Annotated in this window: 20 protein-coding genes; 13 read left to right on the forward strand and 7 right to left on the reverse strand. The window is 73.7% G+C overall.

What is annotated here, in order from left to right; translation table 11 throughout:
* Window positions 1-16: 16 nt before the first annotated feature.
* Window positions 17-2,056, reverse strand: a complete 2,040-nt coding sequence (locus tag AB0L34_RS06265) for a hypothetical protein (protein ID WP_363702365.1) — start codon at window positions 2,054-2,056, stop codon at window positions 17-19.
* A 160-nt stretch (window positions 2,057-2,216) separates the two neighbouring features.
* On the opposite strand from AB0L34_RS06265, the gene AB0L34_RS06270 reads away from it, so the two are divergent.
* From AB0L34_RS06270 to amcA, 5 genes are all read left to right on the forward strand, one after another.
* Window positions 2,217-2,570 carry a sterol carrier family protein gene (locus AB0L34_RS06270; RefSeq protein WP_363702367.1) on the forward strand — a complete coding sequence of 118 codons (354 nt, stop codon included), beginning with the start codon at window positions 2,217-2,219 and terminating at the stop codon, window positions 2,568-2,570.
* Between the two features lie 172 nt (window positions 2,571-2,742).
* On the forward strand, window positions 2,743-4,281 hold the full coding sequence (gene purF, locus AB0L34_RS06275) for an amidophosphoribosyltransferase (RefSeq protein WP_363702369.1): 1,539 nt from the start codon (window positions 2,743-2,745) through the stop codon (window positions 4,279-4,281).
* Window positions 4,282-4,340: 59 nt separating this feature from the next.
* Window positions 4,341-5,495 carry a phosphoribosylformylglycinamidine cyclo-ligase gene (purM, locus tag AB0L34_RS06280; protein ID WP_350702130.1) on the forward strand — a complete coding sequence of 385 codons (1,155 nt, stop codon included), beginning with the start codon at window positions 4,341-4,343 and terminating at the stop codon, window positions 5,493-5,495.
* Window positions 5,496-5,669: 174 nt separating this feature from the next.
* Window positions 5,670-6,773 carry a cyclophane-forming radical SAM peptide maturase AmcB gene (gene amcB, locus AB0L34_RS06285; RefSeq protein ID WP_363702486.1) on the forward strand — a complete coding sequence of 368 codons (1,104 nt, stop codon included), beginning with the start codon at window positions 5,670-5,672 and terminating at the stop codon, window positions 6,771-6,773.
* Window positions 6,742-6,978, forward strand: a complete 237-nt coding sequence (gene amcA / locus AB0L34_RS06290; RefSeq protein ID WP_357449724.1) for a multiple cyclophane-containing RiPP AmcA — start codon at window positions 6,742-6,744, stop codon at window positions 6,976-6,978. The genes amcB and amcA overlap by 32 nt, the downstream gene beginning before the upstream one ends.
* Before the next feature lie 149 nt (window positions 6,979-7,127).
* Here amcA and AB0L34_RS06295 read toward each other — a convergent pair whose 3' ends face one another.
* Entirely contained in the window at window positions 7,128-7,343 is a 216-nt protein-coding gene (locus AB0L34_RS06295; RefSeq protein WP_091099829.1) for a DUF3073 domain-containing protein, read from the reverse strand.
* 290 nt (window positions 7,344-7,633) lie between these two features.
* Window positions 7,634-8,716: a Glu/Leu/Phe/Val dehydrogenase dimerization domain-containing protein gene (locus AB0L34_RS06300; protein ID WP_363702372.1), complete on the reverse strand. Its 1,083-nt coding sequence runs from the start codon at window positions 8,714-8,716 to the stop codon at window positions 7,634-7,636.
* A 172-nt stretch (window positions 8,717-8,888) separates the two neighbouring features.
* Here AB0L34_RS06300 and AB0L34_RS06305 point away from each other — a divergent pair, with 172 nt between their 5' ends.
* A complete protein-coding gene (locus tag AB0L34_RS06305; RefSeq protein ID WP_350702125.1) occupies window positions 8,889-9,728 on the forward strand; it encodes a hypothetical protein in 840 nt (279 codons plus the stop codon).
* Between the two features lie 251 nt (window positions 9,729-9,979).
* A complete protein-coding gene (locus AB0L34_RS06310) occupies window positions 9,980-10,189 on the forward strand; it encodes a BldC family transcriptional regulator (protein ID WP_007073996.1) in 210 nt (69 codons plus the stop codon).
* 172 nt (window positions 10,190-10,361) lie between these two features.
* Here the strand turns inward: AB0L34_RS06310 and AB0L34_RS06315 are convergent, their stop codons facing one another.
* Complete coding sequence (locus tag AB0L34_RS06315) at window positions 10,362-10,760, reverse strand: PPOX class F420-dependent oxidoreductase (protein ID WP_357449714.1); 399 nt, start codon at window positions 10,758-10,760, stop codon at window positions 10,362-10,364.
* A gap of 53 nt (window positions 10,761-10,813) precedes the next feature.
* On the opposite strand from AB0L34_RS06315, the gene AB0L34_RS06320 reads away from it, so the two are divergent.
* Window positions 10,814-11,593: a class I SAM-dependent methyltransferase gene (locus AB0L34_RS06320; protein WP_363702374.1), complete on the forward strand. Its 780-nt coding sequence runs from the start codon at window positions 10,814-10,816 to the stop codon at window positions 11,591-11,593.
* Between the two features lie 48 nt (window positions 11,594-11,641).
* Here the strand turns inward: AB0L34_RS06320 and AB0L34_RS06325 are convergent, their stop codons facing one another.
* The gene (locus tag AB0L34_RS06325) at window positions 11,642-11,938 is read right to left on the reverse strand and encodes a hypothetical protein (protein ID WP_363702376.1); all 297 of its coding nucleotides are present in this window, start codon (window positions 11,936-11,938) and stop codon (window positions 11,642-11,644) included.
* A gap of 162 nt (window positions 11,939-12,100) precedes the next feature.
* On the opposite strand from AB0L34_RS06325, the gene AB0L34_RS06330 reads away from it, so the two are divergent.
* Entirely contained in the window at window positions 12,101-12,958 is an 858-nt protein-coding gene (locus tag AB0L34_RS06330; protein ID WP_363702378.1) for a 3-hydroxyacyl-CoA dehydrogenase family protein, read from the forward strand.
* The gene (locus AB0L34_RS06335) at window positions 12,955-13,698 is read left to right on the forward strand and encodes an enoyl-CoA hydratase/isomerase family protein (RefSeq protein WP_357449705.1); all 744 of its coding nucleotides are present in this window, start codon (window positions 12,955-12,957) and stop codon (window positions 13,696-13,698) included. Before AB0L34_RS06330 ends, AB0L34_RS06335 begins: the two co-directional genes overlap by 4 nt.
* 130 nt (window positions 13,699-13,828) lie before the next feature.
* Here AB0L34_RS06335 and AB0L34_RS06340 read toward each other — a convergent pair whose 3' ends face one another.
* Complete coding sequence (locus AB0L34_RS06340; RefSeq protein ID WP_363702380.1) at window positions 13,829-15,178, reverse strand: ABC transporter substrate-binding protein; 1,350 nt, start codon at window positions 15,176-15,178, stop codon at window positions 13,829-13,831.
* 155 nt (window positions 15,179-15,333) lie between these two features.
* Between AB0L34_RS06340 and AB0L34_RS06345 the strand changes: the two genes are divergently transcribed.
* The gene (locus tag AB0L34_RS06345; protein WP_350702114.1) at window positions 15,334-15,723 is read left to right on the forward strand and encodes a hypothetical protein; all 390 of its coding nucleotides are present in this window, start codon (window positions 15,334-15,336) and stop codon (window positions 15,721-15,723) included.
* Window positions 15,724-15,779: 56 nt separating this feature from the next.
* On the forward strand, window positions 15,780-16,487 hold the full coding sequence (locus AB0L34_RS06350) for a DUF2786 domain-containing protein (protein ID WP_363702382.1): 708 nt from the start codon (window positions 15,780-15,782) through the stop codon (window positions 16,485-16,487).
* A 59-nt stretch (window positions 16,488-16,546) separates the two neighbouring features.
* Here AB0L34_RS06350 and AB0L34_RS06355 read toward each other — a convergent pair whose 3' ends face one another.
* Window positions 16,547-17,062 carry an SRPBCC family protein gene (locus AB0L34_RS06355; RefSeq protein WP_350702110.1) on the reverse strand — a complete coding sequence of 172 codons (516 nt, stop codon included), beginning with the start codon at window positions 17,060-17,062 and terminating at the stop codon, window positions 16,547-16,549.
* Between the two features lie 222 nt (window positions 17,063-17,284).
* Between AB0L34_RS06355 and AB0L34_RS06360 the strand changes: the two genes are divergently transcribed.
* The gene (locus AB0L34_RS06360; protein WP_363702384.1) at window positions 17,285-18,211 is read left to right on the forward strand and encodes a hypothetical protein; all 927 of its coding nucleotides are present in this window, start codon (window positions 17,285-17,287) and stop codon (window positions 18,209-18,211) included.
* Window positions 18,212-18,340 lie beyond the last annotated feature (129 nt).

An 18,340-nucleotide genomic window follows, 5' to 3' on the forward strand; every position in this document is an offset into this window, starting at 1 on the left:
GGCTGTGCCCGTGCGGTCAGTCGTCCAGCCAGTCCAGCCGGCGACCGCCCCGGTCCTGCTGCGGCGGGCCGTCCGGGCGGCCGCGCCCGGCCTGCGGGTCGTCGTAGCCGCCGCCCTGCTGGCCGTAGCCGCCCTGGCCGTAGCCGCGGTCGTCGTAGCCACCGCCGCGCTGCTGCGGGGGCTCCTGGCCGTAGCCACCCTGCTGGCCGTAGCCACCCTGGTCGTACGAGGTGGGCTGGTCGTAGCCGCCCTGGCCGTAGCCGCCGCGCTGCTGCGGGGGCTCCTGGCCGTAGCCGCCGCGCTGCGGTGAGGGCTCCTGGCCGTAGCCGCCCTGCTGGCCGTAGCCCGGGTCGTCGTAGCCGCCGCGCTGGTCGAAGCCGCCGGTCGGCTCGCCGCCCCGCCCGTACGGCGCGGTCTCGGACCGGCCGTAGCCCTGGCCCTGCTCCGGCTGGTAGACGCCCGTCGCGTAGGGGTCGGCCGGGGCCGGGTACTGGGTGGGCTCGCCGGTGTAGCGGCCGGTGGGCTCGTCGTAGCGGTCGCCGTAGCCCCGGCCGCCTCCGGCTCCCGCCGAGTAGCCGCCGGCACCCGCGGCACCCGCCGGAGCGCCGTAGTCGTGGCCGCCGTAGCCGCCGCCCGAGGCGGGGGCGTTGCCGTAGCCGCCGCCGGAGGACGGCGCGTTGCCGTAGCCGCCACCGGAGGCGGGGGCGTTGCCGTAGCCGCCACCGGAGGCGGGGGCGTTGCCGTAGCCGCCACCGGAGGCGGGGGCGTTGCCGTAGCCGCCGGCACCGTAGCCGCCCGAGCCGGCGGACTCGTCGCCGTAGCCGTTGCCGGCCCAGCCCTGCCCTGCGTCTGCCGCGCCGTAGGGCTGCGGGGGTGCGCCGTACGGGTCCGGCGGCACGTCGTCGACCACGGGGCGGTGCATCATCGTCGGGGCGTCGCTGAGCGAGGTGCCGCCGACCATCGTCGGGTCCGGCCCGGCACCGGCTCGGTTGACCACCCGGGTCTGGTCGTCCGCGCCCGCGCCCCGGTACGCCCCGCGCGCCGCCGGGACCGCGCCTGCCGCAGCGGCGCCCGCCGAGACGTCGTCGCCCTCGTCGCCGTTGTCCTTGCGTCGCATCCAGAGCAGCACGATGGTGCCGACGCCCGCGGCGACGAGCAGGCCGCCGAGCAGGATGATCAGCCAGGAGCCCATGCCGCCCGAGTCCTCGTTGCTGGCGTTGGCCGCCGCGCCAGGGCTCGCCTCGGTTTCCTCCCCGGGGGTCTCGTCGAGGGCCTCGTCCGTGGGGAGCGGCTCGTCGGTGGCCGAGGGGGTGGCGCTCGGGGTCGTCTCGACCTTGATCGCCAGGGCGATGCGCTGGCCGGTGATGCTCTGGCCCGCGCTCGCGTCGAAGCTCTTTGTGGCGTACACCTCACCGACGTTGGCGCCGACGGCGAGCCGGCCCGGCGCGATCGGCTTCTCGGTGGTGCCCGTGAAGCGGAAGTTGCCGCTGTCGTCGCTGACCGTGTCCCGCGTATTGCCGGCGCCGTCCTTGAGCATCACCACGGCGTTCGGCACGGCCTTGCCGTTCGCCTGGGCGACCACCTTGCCGGAGACCGACCGGACGGTCTGGGCCTCCTGCGGGCCGCGCACCGTGAAACTCCGGTCCGCGTTGCCGGACTCGCCGTTGATGGCGGCACTGATCTGGACGCTGCCGGACTTCGTCTGGCCCGCGGCGACGTTGTCCGCCAGCAGCGTGACGGTCAGGGACTTGTTGCCGCCGCCGTCGATCTTCTCGGTGAATTCGCAGCGGCCGTCGCACCTGACCGTGCCGGATGTGGTGACCTTGATCTCGGCGGAGTCGGAACCGTTGCCCACCGGCGGCCTGGCGTTGTTGTTCGCCACGACGAAGGACAGGCTTATCCGGTCTCCGGCATTCAGCGTCGAGGGAGACGTGCCGATCTGCACGCTCGGTGGGGCGGCCAGGGCTGGTGTGGCGGGGACAGCGAGCAGAGCGCCGACAACCAGCGCCACGACCACACCGGCCCGCTGCTTCCAGGCACGTCGGTGTGTTGACACGTCCACCGCCTTCCGGACTGACTTCCCTCGGCCGGCGGGGCGCCGGGCCGGGGATCATCACGGTACGAATACGCCGTCGGCAACTATGCCTTGTCTGACCGGATCAGCGCGACCCAGGGCCAGCGTGTGACGCACTGCGTTCGAGTCGTATCGTCCCGTCGTGTCCTCTCCGCACATAAAGTCCGCCGCGGTCGCGGCGGCGTTGTCGGCGCTCGACGAGGGGCGTACGCCCGAACGACCGGTCCTCCGAGAGGCGGTCCGTGCCCTGTTGACCGCCCTCGCGGAGCGCGCCCCCGGCCGATCGGTGGAGGTGCGTGTCCCACCTTACGGCGCAGTTCAGTGCATTCCCGGGCCTCGACACACCCGCGGCACCCCGCCGAACGTCGTGGAGATGGATCCGGCGACCTGGCTGGCGGTGGCGACCGGACGGCTCGACTGGGCCGAGGCGATCACCCAGGGTCGCGTGCGGGTGAGCGGAATCCGGGCGGACCTCTCCGAGCACCTGCCCCTCTAGCTGCGACGATGTGTGGCCGACCGGTGACGCTCGGGAGCCATATCGTGACTTTCTGTGTCGACACGGATTCGCGTACACTGTCAGGCGACGACAGTGGTCCCGGCCGAGGAGCGCGAATCCCGCCCCCCGCGTGGTTCGCCAGGCCGGTCCAGACCAGCATGAGGGAGCGCAGGTGCCCCGAGGCGACGGCCGGCTGAGCCACGACCTTGATCCCCAACGACCAGGCCCCCAGGACGCGTGTGGCGTCTTCGGTGTCTGGGCGCCCGGGGAGGAGGTCGCCAACCTCACCTACTTCGGGCTATACGCCCTCCAGCACCGCGGCCAGGAGGCCGCCGGCATCGCCGTGAGCGACGGCTCCGGCGTCGTGGTCTACAAGGACCTCGGCCTGGTCGCCCAGGTCTTCGACGAGCCGACCCTGGCCAGTCTGCGCGGGCACGTGGCGATCGGCCACGCCCGCTACTCCACCACCGGCGGTTCGACCTGGGAGAATGCCCAGCCGACCATCCGGTCCACCAGCTCCGGCACCACGATCGCGCTGGCGCACAACGGCAACCTGGTCAACACGGCCGACCTCCAGCGCGAGGTGACCGAGCGGGGCCTGGTCGCCGACGGCTCGACCAACGACACCTCCCTGGTGACGATGCTGCTGGCCAGTCGCCCCGACCTGTCGGTGGAGGCGGCCGCGCTGGAGGTGCTGCCGCAGCTGCGCGGCGCGTTCAGCTTCGTCTTCATGGACGAGTCGACCCTCTACGCGGCCCGCGACCCGCACGGCGTACGCCCGCTGGTGCTGGGCCGGCTGGAGCGCGGTTGGGTGGTGGCGAGCGAGACCGCCGCCCTGGACATCGTCGGGGCGAGCGTGGTCCGCGAGGTCGAGCCCGGCGAGCTGATCGCGATCGACGAGGACGGCCTGCGTTCCAGCCGGTTCGCCGCCCCGGAGCCCAAGGGCTGCCTCTTCGAGTACGTCTACATCGCCCGTCCGGACGCCACGATCGCCGGCCGCAACGTGCACGCCGCCCGGGTGCAGATCGGCCGTCAGCTGGCCAAGGAGCACCCGGTCGAGGCCGACCTGGTCATCCCGGTGCCGGAGTCCGGCACTCCGGCCGCCATCGGCTACGCCGAGGAGTCCGGGATCACCTACGGCGCCGGCCTGATGAAGAACCCGTACGTCGGGCGGACCTTCATCCAGCCGTCGCAGACCCTGCGCCAGCTCGGCATCCGGCTCAAGCTCAACCCGCTGCGGGAGAACGTCCGGGGCAAGCGGCTGGTCGTGGTCGACGACTCGATCGTGCGCGGCAACACGCAGCGGGCGATCGTGCGGATGCTGCGCGAGGCCGGCGCGCTGGAGGTGCACGTGCGCATCTCCTCGCCGCCGGTCCGCTGGCCCTGCTTCTACGGCATCGACTTCGCCACCCGCGCCGAGTTGCTGGCCAACGGGCTGGACAACGAGGGCATCCGGCGGTCGATCGGCGCGGACACGCTGGGCTACGTCTCGCTCCCGGGTCTGATCGCCGCCACCGAGCAGCCGAAGACCCGGCTGTGCCGCGCGTGCTTCGACGGGGAGTACCCGATCGACCTGCCCGCCGGCAACCTGATCGGCAAGCACGTGCTCGAGGGGGTGGGCCGGCGCGTCACCGCGGCGCCCGACGCCCCCGAGCACACCACCCCTCCGCTCGTCGCCACTCCGGGCGGCGCGACCACACACCGCCCGTAGCACCACCCGGCGCGGCCGGTCACCGCCGGCGCGGCGCCAGAACCACAAAGGGGAGAACCGTGACGCACGTGTCCGAGCGCAGCGGCGCAGGAAGCAGCCCGACCGGCGCCGGCGGCGACCGTCAGCCCTGGACGGCCGGCACCGGCCGGCCGGCGCGCAAGAGGTCGGTCTCGTACGCGGACGCCGGGGTCTCGATCGAGGCGGGCGACCGGGCGGTCGAGCTGCTGAAGTCGAAGGTGAAGCAGACCCGGCGCCCGGAGGTGATGGGCGACCTGGGTGGCTTCGCCGGGCTGTTCCGGCTGGACACGAAGAAGTACAAGAACCCCATTCTGGCCTCGTCCACCGACGGCGTCGGCACCAAGCTGGTGATCGCGCAGCAGATGGACATCCACGACACGGTGGGCATCGACCTCGTCGCGATGGTCGTCGACGACCTGGTCGCCTGCGGCGCCGAGCCGCTCTTCCTGCTCGACTACATCGCCACCGGCGAGGTCGTGCCGGACAAGGTCGCCGAGATCGGCGCCGGCATCGCCGACGGCTGCCGGTACGCGGGCTGCGCCCTGCTGGGCGGCGAGACCGCCGAGCACCCCGGCGTGCTCCGCCCGGACGAGTACGACATCTCCGCCACCGGCGTCGGCGTGGTGGAGGAGGCCGACATCCTCAGCCCGGAGCGGGTCGAGGTGGGCGACGTGGTGATCGCGATGCGCTCCTCCGGCCTGCACTCCAACGGCTACTCCCTGGTCCGGCACGTGCTGCTGGGCGCCGGCCGGATGCGGCTCGACGTGGTGATCGACGACTTCGGCCGGCAGCGCACCCTCGGCGAGGAGCTGCTCACCCCGACCAAGATCTACGCGCAGGACTGCCTCAAGCTGATCGCCGAGGCCGAGGTGCGCTCCATCGCCCACGTCACGGGCGGCGGCATCCCCGGCAACCTGGTGCGGGTGCTTCCCGAGCACGTCGACGCGGTGGTCAACCGGTCCACCTGGAAGCCGCAGCCGATCTTCGACCTGATCCAGACCAAGGGGCGGATCGAGGACCCGGAGATGGAGGCGACGTTCAACATGGGCGTCGGCATGTTCGCGATCGTCTCCGCCGAGGACGCGGACCGCGCGCTGGCCACGCTGACCGGCCGCGGCGTCGACGCGTGGCAGGCCGGCGAGATCATCGAGGGCTCCGGCAACGTGCAGATGATCGGGCAGCACACCCGGGGATGATGATCACGCTCCGGTGACCGTACGGGCATCTGATCAGGGCTTCACCCGGGTGGCCGTCGCCGCCTAGCCTGAGGGGCACCCTCAACGCTGTCGGGCAACCCCTCACCGGGGGCCCCGACAGCCCTTCAGGCGCGGAGGAGGGCAATGGCTGCTCGGGGACAGTCGTTCAGCGGGATGCGCGGCCTGGCCGCCGTTCCCTCGTACGTCGTGATGCAGCCGACCACCCTGTGCAACCTGGACTGCGCCTACTGCTACCTGCCGTTCCGGGCGGTCGACCGGCGGATGCCGGTGCCGGTGGCCGAGGCGGTGGCCGCGTCGGTCAATTCGTGGGCGGCGGCGGGCCGCTTCTCCGTGGTGTGGCACGGCGGGGAGCCGCTCGCCGCAGGCCGGGAGCATCTCGCCGCGCTGATCGCGCCCTTCGGGCCCGAGGTCGAGCACCACGTGCAGACCAACGCCACGCTGATCGACGACGCGTGGTGCGCGTTCTTCACCGAGCACCGGGTGCGGGTGAGCGTGAGCGTGGACGGCCCGCGGGAGCGCAACGGCGACCGGATCACCCGGGCCGGCGGGCCGGCGTACGACCGGATCGTGCGCGGGGTGGCGGCGCTGCGCCGGCACCGGCTGCCGTTCTCGGCGCTGGCGGTGGTGGGCCGCCCGGAACCGGGCCTCGCCACCGAGCTGTACGACTACTTCCTCGGTCTGGGGTGTGACGTGCTCGGCGTCAACATCGAGGAGACCGAGGGGGTGAACCTCCGCGACAACTCCCACGACGCCCGGGCGGTGACCGCGTTCTGGGCGGAACTGGTGGCGGCCTGGCGGCGGGAGCCCAGGATCCACCTGCGCGAGGTCGAGTGGTCGTTGCGGTACGCCGCCGCCGTGCTGGACGGCACCGCCGACGACGTGCTGCCCCGGCGGCTGGACCCGATCCCGACCGTCGGCCACGACGGCTCGGTGACGGTGCTCTCGCCCGAGCTGGCCGGCTTCACCGACGTCCGGTACGGCGACTTCAGCAGCGGCAACGTGCTGACCACGCCGCTGGCCGACATCCTCGCCCACGCGGGCCGGACGCCCTGGGTCGGTGAGTTCCTCGCCGGTGTCGAGGCGTGTCGCTCGTCCTGCCCCTACTTCGGTTTCTGCGGCGGCGGCCACGCCGCCAACCGCTACTTCGAGCTGGGGCGTTTCGACGGTACGGAGACCGCGCACTGCCGCAACAGCAAGATCCACCTACTGGAGGGAGTGTTGGAGCATGCCCGAGACCACCAGTCACCGGCAGCCTGAGCGTGGGGTGGACGCCGCCCCGGGCCAGGTCGCCGATCGGGTGCGGGAAGCCGCGCCGGGACTCACCGCTCTGCTCCATGAGGCCGAGGCCGCGCGGCGGCTGCGGGCGGAGGTGGCGGGCGGCGACGGCGCGAGCGCCGTCTGCGCCTGGAACCACTTCGAGAACATCCCGACGTTCTACAACTGGAACAACCGGCCCCGCTGAGGCGGGCCACACCGGGATCAGGGACCTGCCGAGCAGCCGGAGTCGCCTCCGGGACGGCATGGTCCCTGATCGTCGGTGTTGGCGCCGCTTCGGATGGGCACATGCGTGAGCACGCGGGGGATTACCGCGTGCTCAGCTGCGACCGGAGGTCAGCGGGTCGGACGTACCCAGGGATCCGGGTCTTCGTCCGCGTGATCCTCATCATCGTCGTCGACATACTCTTTGTAGTCGTCGTCGAAGTTGTGCTCAGACTTACCAGCACCCGCCAACTCGCGCTGCAAGGCGGTGAGGTCGGTGTTCGGGGAGTGGTACTTCAACTCCCGCGCCACCTTCGTCTGCTTGGCCTTAGCACGGCCGCGCCCCATGGCTCGACCCCCTCGCACAGAATGCGGGGCAGCCCGAAGGCGGGCCCCGATGACGTCAGGCATCTCTCGTAGCTCTTACGGTACATGGGGATGCCGTCGTTCGGCACCTCGGGTTACCGTCGACCGGTGCCGCGCGTCGCGGTCATCCAGCCGTCACCGATTGTACCGGGTAAGGAGCGGTGCCGGGAGCGCCCGTGACACCGGACAAAGTCCGACGAAATCAGCTTAACGGCGCGCTTCGGTGCGGCGGCGCCGGAGGCGGAACCGGGCCGGCTCCGCCTCCGTGACGCTCATCGCAGGTGGATCGTGCGCAGCCGGCCGACATCGGCCATCCGCCGCTCCGCCAGCCGGTCGGCCGCCACCGCCGGGGGCACGCCCTCGGCGTCGGCGAGCTGGAGGATCTCCCGGGTGGTGTCGTAGATCCGGGTCGCGCGCAGCTTGGCCCGCTCGAAGTTGAAGCCCTCGATCTCGTCGGCCACCTGGATCACGCCGCCGGCGTTCACCACGTAGTCCGGGGCGTAGAGGATGCCGCGGTCGGCCAGCAGCTTCTCGATGCCCGAGTGGGCGAGCTGGTTGTTCGCCGCACCGGCGACCACCTTGGCGCGCAGCGCCGGCACCGTGTCGTCGTTGAGCGCGCCGCCGAGCGCGCACGGGGCGTACACGTCGATGTCGGCGGCGACCAGCGCGGCGGCGTCGTCGACGAGCGCGACCTGCGGGTGGGTGTTGCGCGCCCACTCCAGGGCCTTCGGGTTGACGTCGGTCGCCACCACCTCGGCGCCGTCGTCGAGCAGGTGGCCGACCAGGTACTTGCCGACCTTGCCCAGGCCGGCCACGCCGACCCGCCTGCCGGCGAGGGTCGGGGTGCCCCAGACGTGCTCGACGGCGGCCCGCATGCCCTGGAACACGCCCCAGGAGGTCAGGACCGAGGAGTCGCCGGCGCCGCCGTGCTCGACGCTGCGGCCGGTGACGTACGACGTCTCCCGGGCGATCACGTCCATGTCGGCCACGTAGGTGCCGACGTCGCAGGCGGTGTAGTAACGCCCGGCGAGGGACTCCACGAAGCGGCCGTAGGCGCGCAGCAGCGCCTCGCTCTTGATCCGCTCGGGGTCACCCCAGATGACCGCCTTGCCGCCGCCGAGGTCCAGCCCGGCCAGGGCGTTCTTGTACGCCATGCCCCGGGACAGGTCGAGCACGTCGGCGAGGGCGGCCTCCTCGCTCGCGTACGGGTAGAACCGGGTGCCGCCGAGCGCGGGGCCGAGCGCGGTGGAGTAGATCCCGATGATCGCCTTCAGGCCGGACTGCTTGTCCTGGCAGAACACGACCTGTTCGTGACCGGTGGATCCCGGGTCGTCGTTGCTGGCGAATACGCCCATGAGTAGCTCCTGGTGTGGGGGTGCGTCCTTGTGGGACGCGGACCTGTGGACGCCGGCGGGATGCTGCCGGTGCCGCTGAGCCTAGTATCGGCCGACGCCGTCCGACCGCCCACGGCGCGCGTGATCGCAGCGCCGACGACGGTCGGGTTCCGATTCGTGGGAGGATCGCGCCGTGCCGTCGCTCTTCGCTTCTTACCTGCGCGTGTACGAGCCCCTGACCGCTTTCGACCGGGACCGCCAGACGTACTGGCGCCGCTACGTCGAGCAGGGGCGGGCGGTGGCCCCCGTGGAGGGGCCCGGCCGGCAACGGACGTCCGTGATCGAGGCGCTCGGCGCGGGCTGGACGCGGCTGCCCGACCTGCCGGACGAGGCGTACGTGCTGGAGGCCGACGACACGCTGCTGGTCTGCCCGTGGAACCTGCGCATCCGGGTGGCCGAGGCGGCGCTGAGCGCGCGCGACGGCGTGCCGCCGGTGCTGGCCGACGCGTTCGTGCCGCCGGTGCTCGCCGGGCAGGCCAAGGCGGTGGTGGAGGACTGGCGCAGCGGGGCCCGCGTGCTGGAGCACGGCGTGCCCCGGCTGCACGAGCAGATCGCGACCTGGGGTGTGCCGCTGCGCTGGTTCGTGCTCTTCGACCCGGAGGAGCGGCACCACGTGACCCGTCCGGGCCGGCGGGCGCTGCGCTTCCGGACGGAGATCTCGAAGGCGCGGCGCCGGTCGTCGCGGGCACTGTCGGTGCTGCGCAAGTCGGTCGGCGACGCGCCGATCACCGAGGCGGTCGAGGAGGCCGCCCGCTGGCTGGAGGAGTTCCACCCCCGCTCGATGGTGGAGCTGGACTACGGCGGCCTGGTCGACCTGCTCTCCGACGAGACGCTGGCCGCCGACGACTCGCCCGAGCTGGTGGCGAGCGGGCTCGCCGGGCTGTCCCGGGGCGAGGCCGAGGAGGCCTCGGCGGCGTACGACAAGCTGGTCGCGCGGTGGCGTGCGGTGCAGCTGCTGGAACGGTGCAACTGACGACAATTCGCCCAGGCGGGGCCGCGAAGGCGAGGCGTCCTCGTAGTTGACGCATCACGAACCGTGATCATGAGTCCGAATAAGGTACTTTCTGCCGTGTAAAAGTCGCATAAATCGGGCATGGTTCATCCGTCCGTCTAGGGACGTTCGGCCGTTCGGCCCATGTCGGACATCGGGGACTAGCCGGACCATGGGAGACGCGTCGACCGGCGGGACCCCGGCCGATGTCTATACATGTGGAGGAGTGACCGATGGCATCGCGAACGCACGAACCAGAGCCGCTACTCACGCCGGCCGAGGTGGCGTCGATGTTCCGTGTCGACCCGAAGACGGTGACCCGGTGGGCCAAGGCTGGCAAGCTCAGCGCCATCCGCACCCTGGGGGGCCACCGCCGGTACCGCGAGTCGGAGGTCAGAGCCCTGCTGCAGGGGCAGATCCCGCAGCAGCGCCAGGGGGACTGACGGCCGGAAGGCAACGGGTGCGCACGAAGGGCGGCGGACACGGTCCGCCGCCCTTCGTCGTGTCGGGGCCCGGCCGGTCGGCGCCCGCGCGGCCGGGCCGGTTGCGCATGCCGGCCGCACCGGCGCCCCTGCCGCCGAGCGGCGGCAGGGGGCAGCGGGGGCGGGGCGTGGGTCAGTCGCCGCCCGATGGCCGGCCGGCGAGCGAGACCCGGATGCCGACCGTGCCGCCCTCGCCCCGGCGCAACCGGCTGCCGAGCAGGCTGAGCCGCCCGATCATCCGGTACTTCTGCTTGATCAGGTCGCGGACCCGTCGGGTGTCGGCCGGGCCGCAGAGCGTCGCGTGGGCGGGCACCGCCTCGCCGTGCGGGCGGCCCCGGACGTCGCACGGCGCGACCGTGACGTCCCCGCTGCGCCGGATCCGCTTCACCTTGCCGGAATCCGCCGCCGACCACACCGCCAGCGCGTCGCCGTCGCGGACCGCCCAGACCGGCGTCGGCACCGCCCGCCCGTCCTTGCGGAACGTCGTCAGCAGGATGTATTTCTCCGCGGCGAGGCGGTCCAGTGTGGCCACCCCGCCAGGATACGGCCGCCGCGGCTGACTGACCGGCCGGATAGCGTGAAGCCGTGACGGTGGAACCACGGATCGGTGACGTCTTCGGCGAGATGCTGCGCGACGCGTTCGCCGTCGCCACCGGCATCGGCCCCCGGCCGCTGGCCGGCGGGCGGCTGCCACGGCCGGTCATCGAGATCATCGAGCGGGACGACGGGCTGATCAACGGCGCGCCCGCCGCGCACTACCTGGACGGCCCGGCCGACTGGCAGCCGTACGACCACCGGGCGGTGGACCGGGTCGAGGGCGCCACCCTGGACGTCGGGGTCGGGGCGGGCCGGATCGCGCTGCTGCTCCAGGAACGGGGCGTGCCGGTCACCGGGCTGGACACCTCGGCCGGCGCGCTGGCCGTCTGCCGCCGCCGGGGCGTACGCGAGCTGGTGCACGGGACGGTCGACTCGCACGTCGCCGACGGCCGGCGCTACGACACGTTCCTGCTGCTCGGCAACAACGTCGGGCTGCTGGAGGGGCGGGAGCGGGCCCCGGCCCTGCTGGCGGCGCTCGCCGCGCTGGCCCGGCCGGGCGCGCGGGTCATCGCGCAGGGCACCGACCCGTACGGCACCCGGGACCCGCTGCACACGGGCTACCACGAGCGCAACCGGCGCCGGGGCCGGCTCGGCGGGCAGCTCCGGCTCCGCCTGCGCTACCGGGAGCTGGGCACCGAGTGGTTCGACTACCTGGTCTGCTCGCCCGACGAACTCGCCGAGCTGGTCCGGGGCACCGCCTGGCGCCTGACCGACGTGGACGACCACGACGCCCCGTACTACCTGGCCACCCTGCGCCTGGCCGGCTGACGCCCGGGGCCCGCCGCGTGGCGGCACCCCGGACGACCTGCGTACGCCTCAGACCTGGACGGTCGGGGGGAGCTGCTCGGGCGGGAGGCCGCCATCGCCGTCGACCACCTCGTCCGGGGTGCCGTCCTCGTCGAGGTCGACCATCGTGACGTCCACCCTGCCGTCGTGGTCGGTGTCGAACTGGAACAGGTCGGGCCTGCCGTCCCCGTCGGTGTCGGCCACCCAGACGTCGGTGCGGCCGTCGTTGTTGGTGTCCGCGCGCAGCAGGTCGACCCGCTCGTCCCCGCGGGTCTCCACCGTCTCCGCCGCGCCTGCACTGTCCACGGTCTCCGGTGCCTGGCTCATCTAGGTTCGTCCTTCCCTCGGTTGACGGCCGTCGTACCCGATCCGCGCCGCCCCCACGCATGCCGGGGCGAGCGTCGCTGCATAGGGTCGGCCCATGAGCGAGTGGAGCGGGTGGCGGAGCGCGGGTCAACCCCGGGTCGCCGCCGGAGGCAGGGAGGCGTCATGAGCGACCGCTTTGTCGTCGTCGGGGCCGGCACGATGGGGCTCGGCATCGCGTACGTGGCGGCCGGGGCCGGGTACGCCGTCGAGCTGGTCGAGGTGGACCGGGCCCGGGGCGCCATGGCCGTGGACCGGCTCGGTGAGCTGTGGGACAGGGCGGTGGGGCGCGGCAAGCTGACCGCCGACCAGGCCGCGACGAACCGGGGGCGGGTGACGCTGCGGGCCGCGCTCGCCGAGGTCGCGCAGGAGCCGGCCGTGGTGGTGGAGGCCGTGCCGGAGCGGCCGGACCTCAAGCGGGCGGTGCTGCGCGAGGCCGAGGCGCTGCGCCCGGCGCTGCTGGGCAGCAACACGTCCAGCATCTCGATCGCCGAGCTGGCCGGCGGGCTGGCGCGACCCGAGCGCTTCGTCGGGCTGCACTTCTTCAACCCGGTCTGGGCGATGGCGCTGCTGGAGGTCGTGGTCGGCCCGGCCACCGCCGACGAGACCACCGCCGCGGCCGTCGCGCTCGCCGGCCGGCTGGGCAAGGACCCCGTCGTCGTACGCGACATGCCCGGCTTTGCCACCTCCCGGCTCGGGGTCACCCTCGGCCTGGAGGCGATCCGGATGGTCGCCGACGGGGTGGCCAGCCCGGCCGACATCGACAAGGCGATGGTGCTCGGCTACCGGCACCCGATCGGCCCGCTGGAGCTGACCGACCTGGTCGGGCTGGACGTGCGGCTGGACATCGCGCGCACCCTCCAGGCCGCGTACGGGGACCGGTTCGCGCCGCCGCCGCTGCTGGCGGAGATGGTGGCCGCCGGCAGGCTGGGCAAGAAGTCGGGTCAGGGCTTCTACCGCTGGGAAGGCGGGGTGAAGTCGTGAGCGGGCTGCGGGTCGAGGAGCGGCCGGACCGGCTGGTGGTCACGCTCGACCGGCCGGAGAAGCGCAACGCCATCGACGCCGACCTGATCGCCGAGCTGCACCAGGTCTGCGCGGAGCTGGAGGCGCGCCCCCGCCTGCTGCTGCTCACCGGCGGCACCGAGGGCATCTTCGCCGGCGGGGCGGACATCGGGCAACTGCGCGAGCGGGGCCGGCTGGACGCGCTCGCGGCGATCAACTCCGCCGCCTTCGCCCGGATCAGGGCGCTGCCGATGCCGACCGTGGCGGCGGTGGACGGGCCGGCGCTGGGCGGCGGCGCCGAGCTGGCGTACGCCTGCGACCTGCGGGTCTGCACCGAGCGTGCGGTGTTCGGCCAGCCGGAGGTGCGGTTGGGCATCCTGGCCGGGGCGGGCGCGACCCACCGGCTGCCAGCACTGGTCGGGGAGGCCCGGGCCAAGGAACTGCTCTTCACCGGCCGCCGGGTGGACGCCGAGGAGGCGCTGCGGATCGGCCTGGTCAACCGGGTGGTGGCCGAGCCCGACGAGCTGCTGCCCACCGCGCACGGGCTGCTGGACGAGATGGCCAAGGGGTCCGCGCTGGCGCTGCGGCTGACCAAGCTGGCGGTCGACGCACCGGCCGCCGCGCACCCGCACCTCGACCTGGTCAGCCAGGCGGTGCTCTTCGAGGACGAGGAGAAGCGCCGGCGGATGACCGACTTCCTGGAGCGGCGACGGTCCCGCTGACCGGGGGCGTCCGTGGCGGCGTCGGCACCCGCGGCGGCGGTACCGGCACCCCGTCGCGGCGTCGGCGGCATGACGACGACGGCCGCACCGGTCATCCGGTGCGGCCGTCCGCGTGCGACGGGTCAGCGGCTCAGTGCCGGATCTCCACGCCGGCGTCCGCGAGCGCGCGGATCACCTGCGCCGACTCCGCGAACCCGATGACCAGCACGGCGTCCGCGCCGAAGTCCTTGATCTCCTTCGCCCCGGCCGTGAAGTCCACGGGGTTGGTCTTGGCGTCGGCCGGCGGATCGTAGGCCAGCAGCTTGATCCGGTCGCCGTCGACGCCGGTACGCTCCAGCTCCGCCTTGACGGTGGCCTGGAGGCCCTCGCCGTAGGAGTCCTTGCGGGCCACGATGGCGATCTTCTGCGGCCCGTCCCGGAGGATCACGTCGGCCAGCGCCCGTCCCTGGAGGCTGTCCGGCGGGGCGGTGCGGAAGTAGAGGCCGTTGTCGTCCAGCTTGGTCAGTCCGGCGTCCGTGTTCGAGGAGGAGAACAGGATCTTTCCGGCCCGCACCACGTCGGGCAGGACCTCGCGGGAGATCCCGGAGGCGCCGGCGCCGATGAGGACGTGCACGTTCTGCTCCACGTGCCTCGCCACGGTGGCCTTGGCCACCTTCGGGTTGGTGCCGTCGTCGCCGTCGATCCAGACCACCGGCTCGCCGAGCACGCCGCCGGCCGCGTTGATCTCCTTGATCGCCAGGGCGGCCGCGGCGGCCATCGGCGGGTACGCCAGGGACAGGTCACCGGTCATCGGCAGCAGGCCGCCCACGACCAGCGGGGAGCCGTCGCTGCGGTCGGTGCGGCCACCGCGCTGCTTCTTCCCCTTCGGCGGGGCCTCGGTGCTCGCCGCCGACTCGTCGCCGGCGCCGACGAACTCCGTCTTGCCGTCGTTGAGCTGCTGGCCGTCGAAGTGCACGGTCGCGTAGCTGGCGGTGGCCGGCTCGCCGGCCTCGGTGAACCCGGCCCGGGTTATCGAGACGCTGCGGTACTCCACGTCCTTGCCGGCGCGGGCCAGCGCCAGGCAGGACGCCACGTCCTCGCAACGCTGCCCGCCGTTGGTGACCCCGACGATCTGCTTGGCGACGGCGGCGGGGTCGGTGCTGCCGGCGAGCTGGGCGGCGATCGCGCTGATCACCACCGCGTCGTACGTCTCGGCGGTGTAGAGGAAGTCGTTCAGTCGCGGGTCGACGGACCGTAGCCGGTTCTTGAAGCTCTCCGGCAGCGGCGTCATCGGCGTGGTGCCCTTCATGCCGTCGACGAGGCTGGCGCGGTCCTTCAGCTCAGCGGGGTACGAGTTGAGCATGTTGCCGTCGGAGCCGTAGAGGCGCACCTGGTGGGTCGTCGCCTCGTCGGGCCCCTCGGTCCCGCAGGCGCTGGTGGCGAGCAGGAACGTCGCGCAGGCGGCCAGGGTGGCTGCCCGCGAGGCGCGTGACTTGAGCATGGTCGTCCTTCCTCCGGGCGAAGGTCCGCTGCGCACATTAGCGTGCCGACATGTGCGGCGTGACCACGGAGGCGACTCAATCCGCAGGTCGTCCGCCATGCGCACGGAGAGTCACCATCGCCGATCGCTTGACCCGCTGCCGTACCGTGCGGTGCGTGACGGAATCACCACAGCAGACGCTCGACGACGCGACCGCCGTGCTCCGCTCGGCGCTGGCCGGGGACGGCGACGCGGTGGTGGGGGCGTTCGACGCGGTCGTCGACCGGTCCGGCCTGGCCGGCGCGTACGGGGTGGCCTGGTGCCTCGCCGCGACCATGGTCGGCGGGCCGGTGCCGCCGGGCACGTGCGCGCTGGACTTTCCCGGGATCGACGAGGCGGACTACGACACGCGCTGGGTGGCCCGCTTCGTCAGCGCGTACGCCAACGCCGACGCCGACACCGGCGAGGCGCTGTTCGGGGCGGCGGCGGCCGACGGGTTGCTGCCGGACTGCCTGCTCACCCTGGCCGGCTCGACGGTGGCCACCCTGCGCAGCCGGGCCGGCTGATCCGGCGGCTGCCGCCGCCCCGAACAGCGCCTCGCCCGCGTGACAGGCTTGGGGGCATGTCCGAGGCCATGCTCAGCAAGGTGCGCAAGCTGCTGGCCCAGGCCGAGGACCCGGCCTGCACCCCCGCCGAGTCGGCCGCCTTCACCGCCAAGGCCACCGAGCTGATCGCCCGCTACGGCGTGGACCGGGCGCTGCTGGCCGCCCGGGACCCGGCCACCGACCCGGTGGGCGACCGGGTGGTCGAGGTCGTCGCCCCGTACGCCCGGGACAAGGTCGGCCTGCTCGCCGCGGTCGCCGACCCGCTGCGCTGCCGCTGCGTCCGCCGCCGGCAGGGCAGCGGCTTCGCCATGCACCTGTTCGGCTTCGCCAGCGACCTGGAACGCGTCGACCTGCTCTTCACGTCGCTGCTCGTGCAGGCCGCGCACGGGCTGGCCGCGGCCGAGGTGCCGCCCGGCGAGCATCCCGCCGCCTTCCGGCGCTCCTGGCTGGCCGGCTTCGCCCAGGTGATCGGCGTGCGGCTGAGGGCGGCCGAGGCCCACGCGGCCGCCGACTCGGGCGGGTCGTCGGTCGCGCTGGTGCTGGCCGACCGGTCGGATCGGGTGCGGCGCCGCGTCGCCGAGGTGTACCCGCGCCTGCGCACCGCCGCGCCGCGCCGGCTGGCCGGCAGCGGGTTCGGCTCCGGCGCGGAGGCGGGACGCCGCGCCGACCTCGGGGGCCGGGGAGTCGCCACGGCTCCCGGCACCCGCCCGGGCATCGGCCACTGACGGCTCGGGCCACGGCGACGGTGCCCGTGGCCCGGTGGGTGCGGGTGGCGCGCGCCGGGTCAGCCGGCGCCGTGGGCCACCGTGGTCGCGTAGCGGGAGAGCAGCTCGTGCCAGCCGGCGGTCAGCGCCTGCCGGTAGCCCTCCGCGGCCTCGCCGTGCCGGTCGAAGTGCCGGTGCTCGACCTCCACCCGGGTCCGCTCCGGCCCGTCCGCGTGGAAGAGGACCTCCACCTCGCTCGCCTGCGCCGGATCCGGCACCGGCGCCCGGTCGGCGCCGATCTGCCAGGTGAAGACCAGCCGCCGGGGCGGATCCCAGGTCAGCACGCGCCCCCAGTCGCAGCGGAAGCCGTACGGGCCGATCTCGTAGAGCATCCCGCCGGCGCGCGGCTCCATGCCCAGCTCGGCCAGGTGCTCCGGGCCGGACCACGTGTACTCCGTCACCCACCAGGCCGCCAGGGCGTCGGTGAACACCGCGAACGCCTGGTCCGCGGGGCCGGGGACCAGGAGAACGCTGCGTAACGAGAACTGGTCGTACTCCTGCCGGAAGCCGGCCGGGTCAGCCATCTCCTGTCCCATAGGCCCGGACCATACCGGCTGCTGCCCGGGTGTGCAGCTTCGCGCGCTGCCCGGTTCCGGACACCCTTTTCGTACGCCCGTACGGCGGCCGGCGGCCGGCCGGGCGCGCCTTCCCGGGGCGGGACGGAGGCGGGACGGCGGGACGGGATGGTCGACCGGATAGCGGGTAAGCGCCCCGGACGGTCCCGGCCGGACCGGGCCGGAGGATGCGGAGCGGGGAGCATGAGCGAAGACGCGCAGCAGCGGGAGCCGGACCGGGTCGCCGGGCCATCGCAGCAGGGGGCGACGGAGCCGGACGTCCTGCTCGACGTACCGGAGGTGTCGGTCGACTCGATCCGGCTCGCCGTGGACGGGCTGGACGCCGACCTGTCCCTGCGGGCGCGCTTGGCCAACCTCCTCCAGCTCGACGCCGGCGTGCGGGTGCACCTGCGGGGCGTCGAGCTGGACATGACCGGGGTGCACGCCGAGGCGCAGCTCAAGGTGCGCCTGGAGAAGCTGGTCGACATCCTCGACCGGGCGCTGAGCACCATCGACAGAAATCCGCATATCATCGACGCCCTGTCCCGTACGGCGATCGCCTCGATCGACGACGTGAACCGGGCGACGCAGCAGATCGCGAGCCCGGGCGGGCAGGTCGCCGGCTCGGCAACGCAACCCGGCGGGCTGCTCGCCGGCTCGGCAACGCAACCCGGCGGGCAGGCAGCGGGCTCGGCGGAGCGGCGGGGCGGGCAGGTCAGCGCCTCCGGGGAGCGGCCCGGCGGCGCGACCGACGATCTCGGGCAGCAGGTCGGCGCCATCGGCGCGGTCGCCGACCGGTCCCTGCGGGAGCCGGGCGCCCCGGGTCAGGGCGGGGGACCGGGCGCGGGCGGCGGCGGGGAGCAGGGCCAGCGCGCTCGGGAGCAGGCGGGGCGCGAGGCGGGCCCGTCCGCGCAGGAGCGCCCTGAGCAGGGCGGGCCCGAGCAGGCCCGCGGAGAGCAGGGCGGGCCCGGACGCGGGCCGCGCGAGCAGCCCGACGAAGCCGGCGGTGGTGGGACGCCGAGCGCGACGCAGCTCGCGGAGCAGGCGGGCGAGACGCTGCGGCAGGCCGGGCGAAGCGTGTGGGAGGCGATCCAGAGCGGGATGGCCCAGCGCCGGCAACAGGGGCGCTGACGGGTCGGCCCCCGACCCTGGGCCGCCCCCGTCTCGCCGGTGACGACGGACCAGCCGCAGGCGACGCCGGTCCCCACCCGCGTCCTGGGCGGGCGGGGACCATCCATCCCCGGCGACTGTGGCCAGGGG

This window comes from Micromonospora sp. NPDC052213 (assembly GCF_040679695.1).
In the GTDB taxonomy this organism is placed as follows: domain Bacteria; phylum Actinomycetota; class Actinomycetes; order Mycobacteriales; family Micromonosporaceae; genus Micromonospora.

Excerpts from the sequence above, each read along its gene's own strand:
- amcB (WP_363702486.1), top strand. The coding sequence starts at position 5,670 with ATGCGCGGCCTGGCCGCCGTTCCCTCGTACGTCGTGATGCAGCCGACC.
- amcA (WP_357449724.1), top strand. The coding sequence starts at position 6,742 with ATGCCCGAGACCACCAGTCACCGGCAGCCTGAGCGTGGGGTGGACGCC.
- AB0L34_RS06295 (WP_091099829.1), bottom strand. The coding sequence starts at position 7,343 with ATGGGGCGCGGCCGTGCTAAGGCCAAGCAGACGAAGGTGGCGCGGGAG.
- AB0L34_RS06300 (WP_363702372.1), bottom strand. The coding sequence starts at position 8,716 with ATGGGCGTATTCGCCAGCAACGACGACCCGGGATCCACCGGTCACGAA.
- AB0L34_RS06310 (WP_007073996.1), top strand. The coding sequence starts at position 9,980 with ATGGCATCGCGAACGCACGAACCAGAGCCGCTACTCACGCCGGCCGAG.
- AB0L34_RS06325 (WP_363702376.1), bottom strand. The coding sequence starts at position 11,938 with ATGAGCCAGGCACCGGAGACCGTGGACAGTGCAGGCGCGGCGGAGACG.
- AB0L34_RS06330 (WP_363702378.1), top strand. The coding sequence starts at position 12,101 with ATGAGCGACCGCTTTGTCGTCGTCGGGGCCGGCACGATGGGGCTCGGC.
- AB0L34_RS06340 (WP_363702380.1), bottom strand. The coding sequence starts at position 15,178 with ATGCTCAAGTCACGCGCCTCGCGGGCAGCCACCCTGGCCGCCTGCGCG.
- AB0L34_RS06350 (WP_363702382.1), top strand. The coding sequence starts at position 15,780 with ATGTCCGAGGCCATGCTCAGCAAGGTGCGCAAGCTGCTGGCCCAGGCC.
- AB0L34_RS06355 (WP_350702110.1), bottom strand. The coding sequence starts at position 17,062 with ATGGGACAGGAGATGGCTGACCCGGCCGGCTTCCGGCAGGAGTACGAC.
- AB0L34_RS06360 (WP_363702384.1), top strand. The coding sequence starts at position 17,285 with ATGAGCGAAGACGCGCAGCAGCGGGAGCCGGACCGGGTCGCCGGGCCA.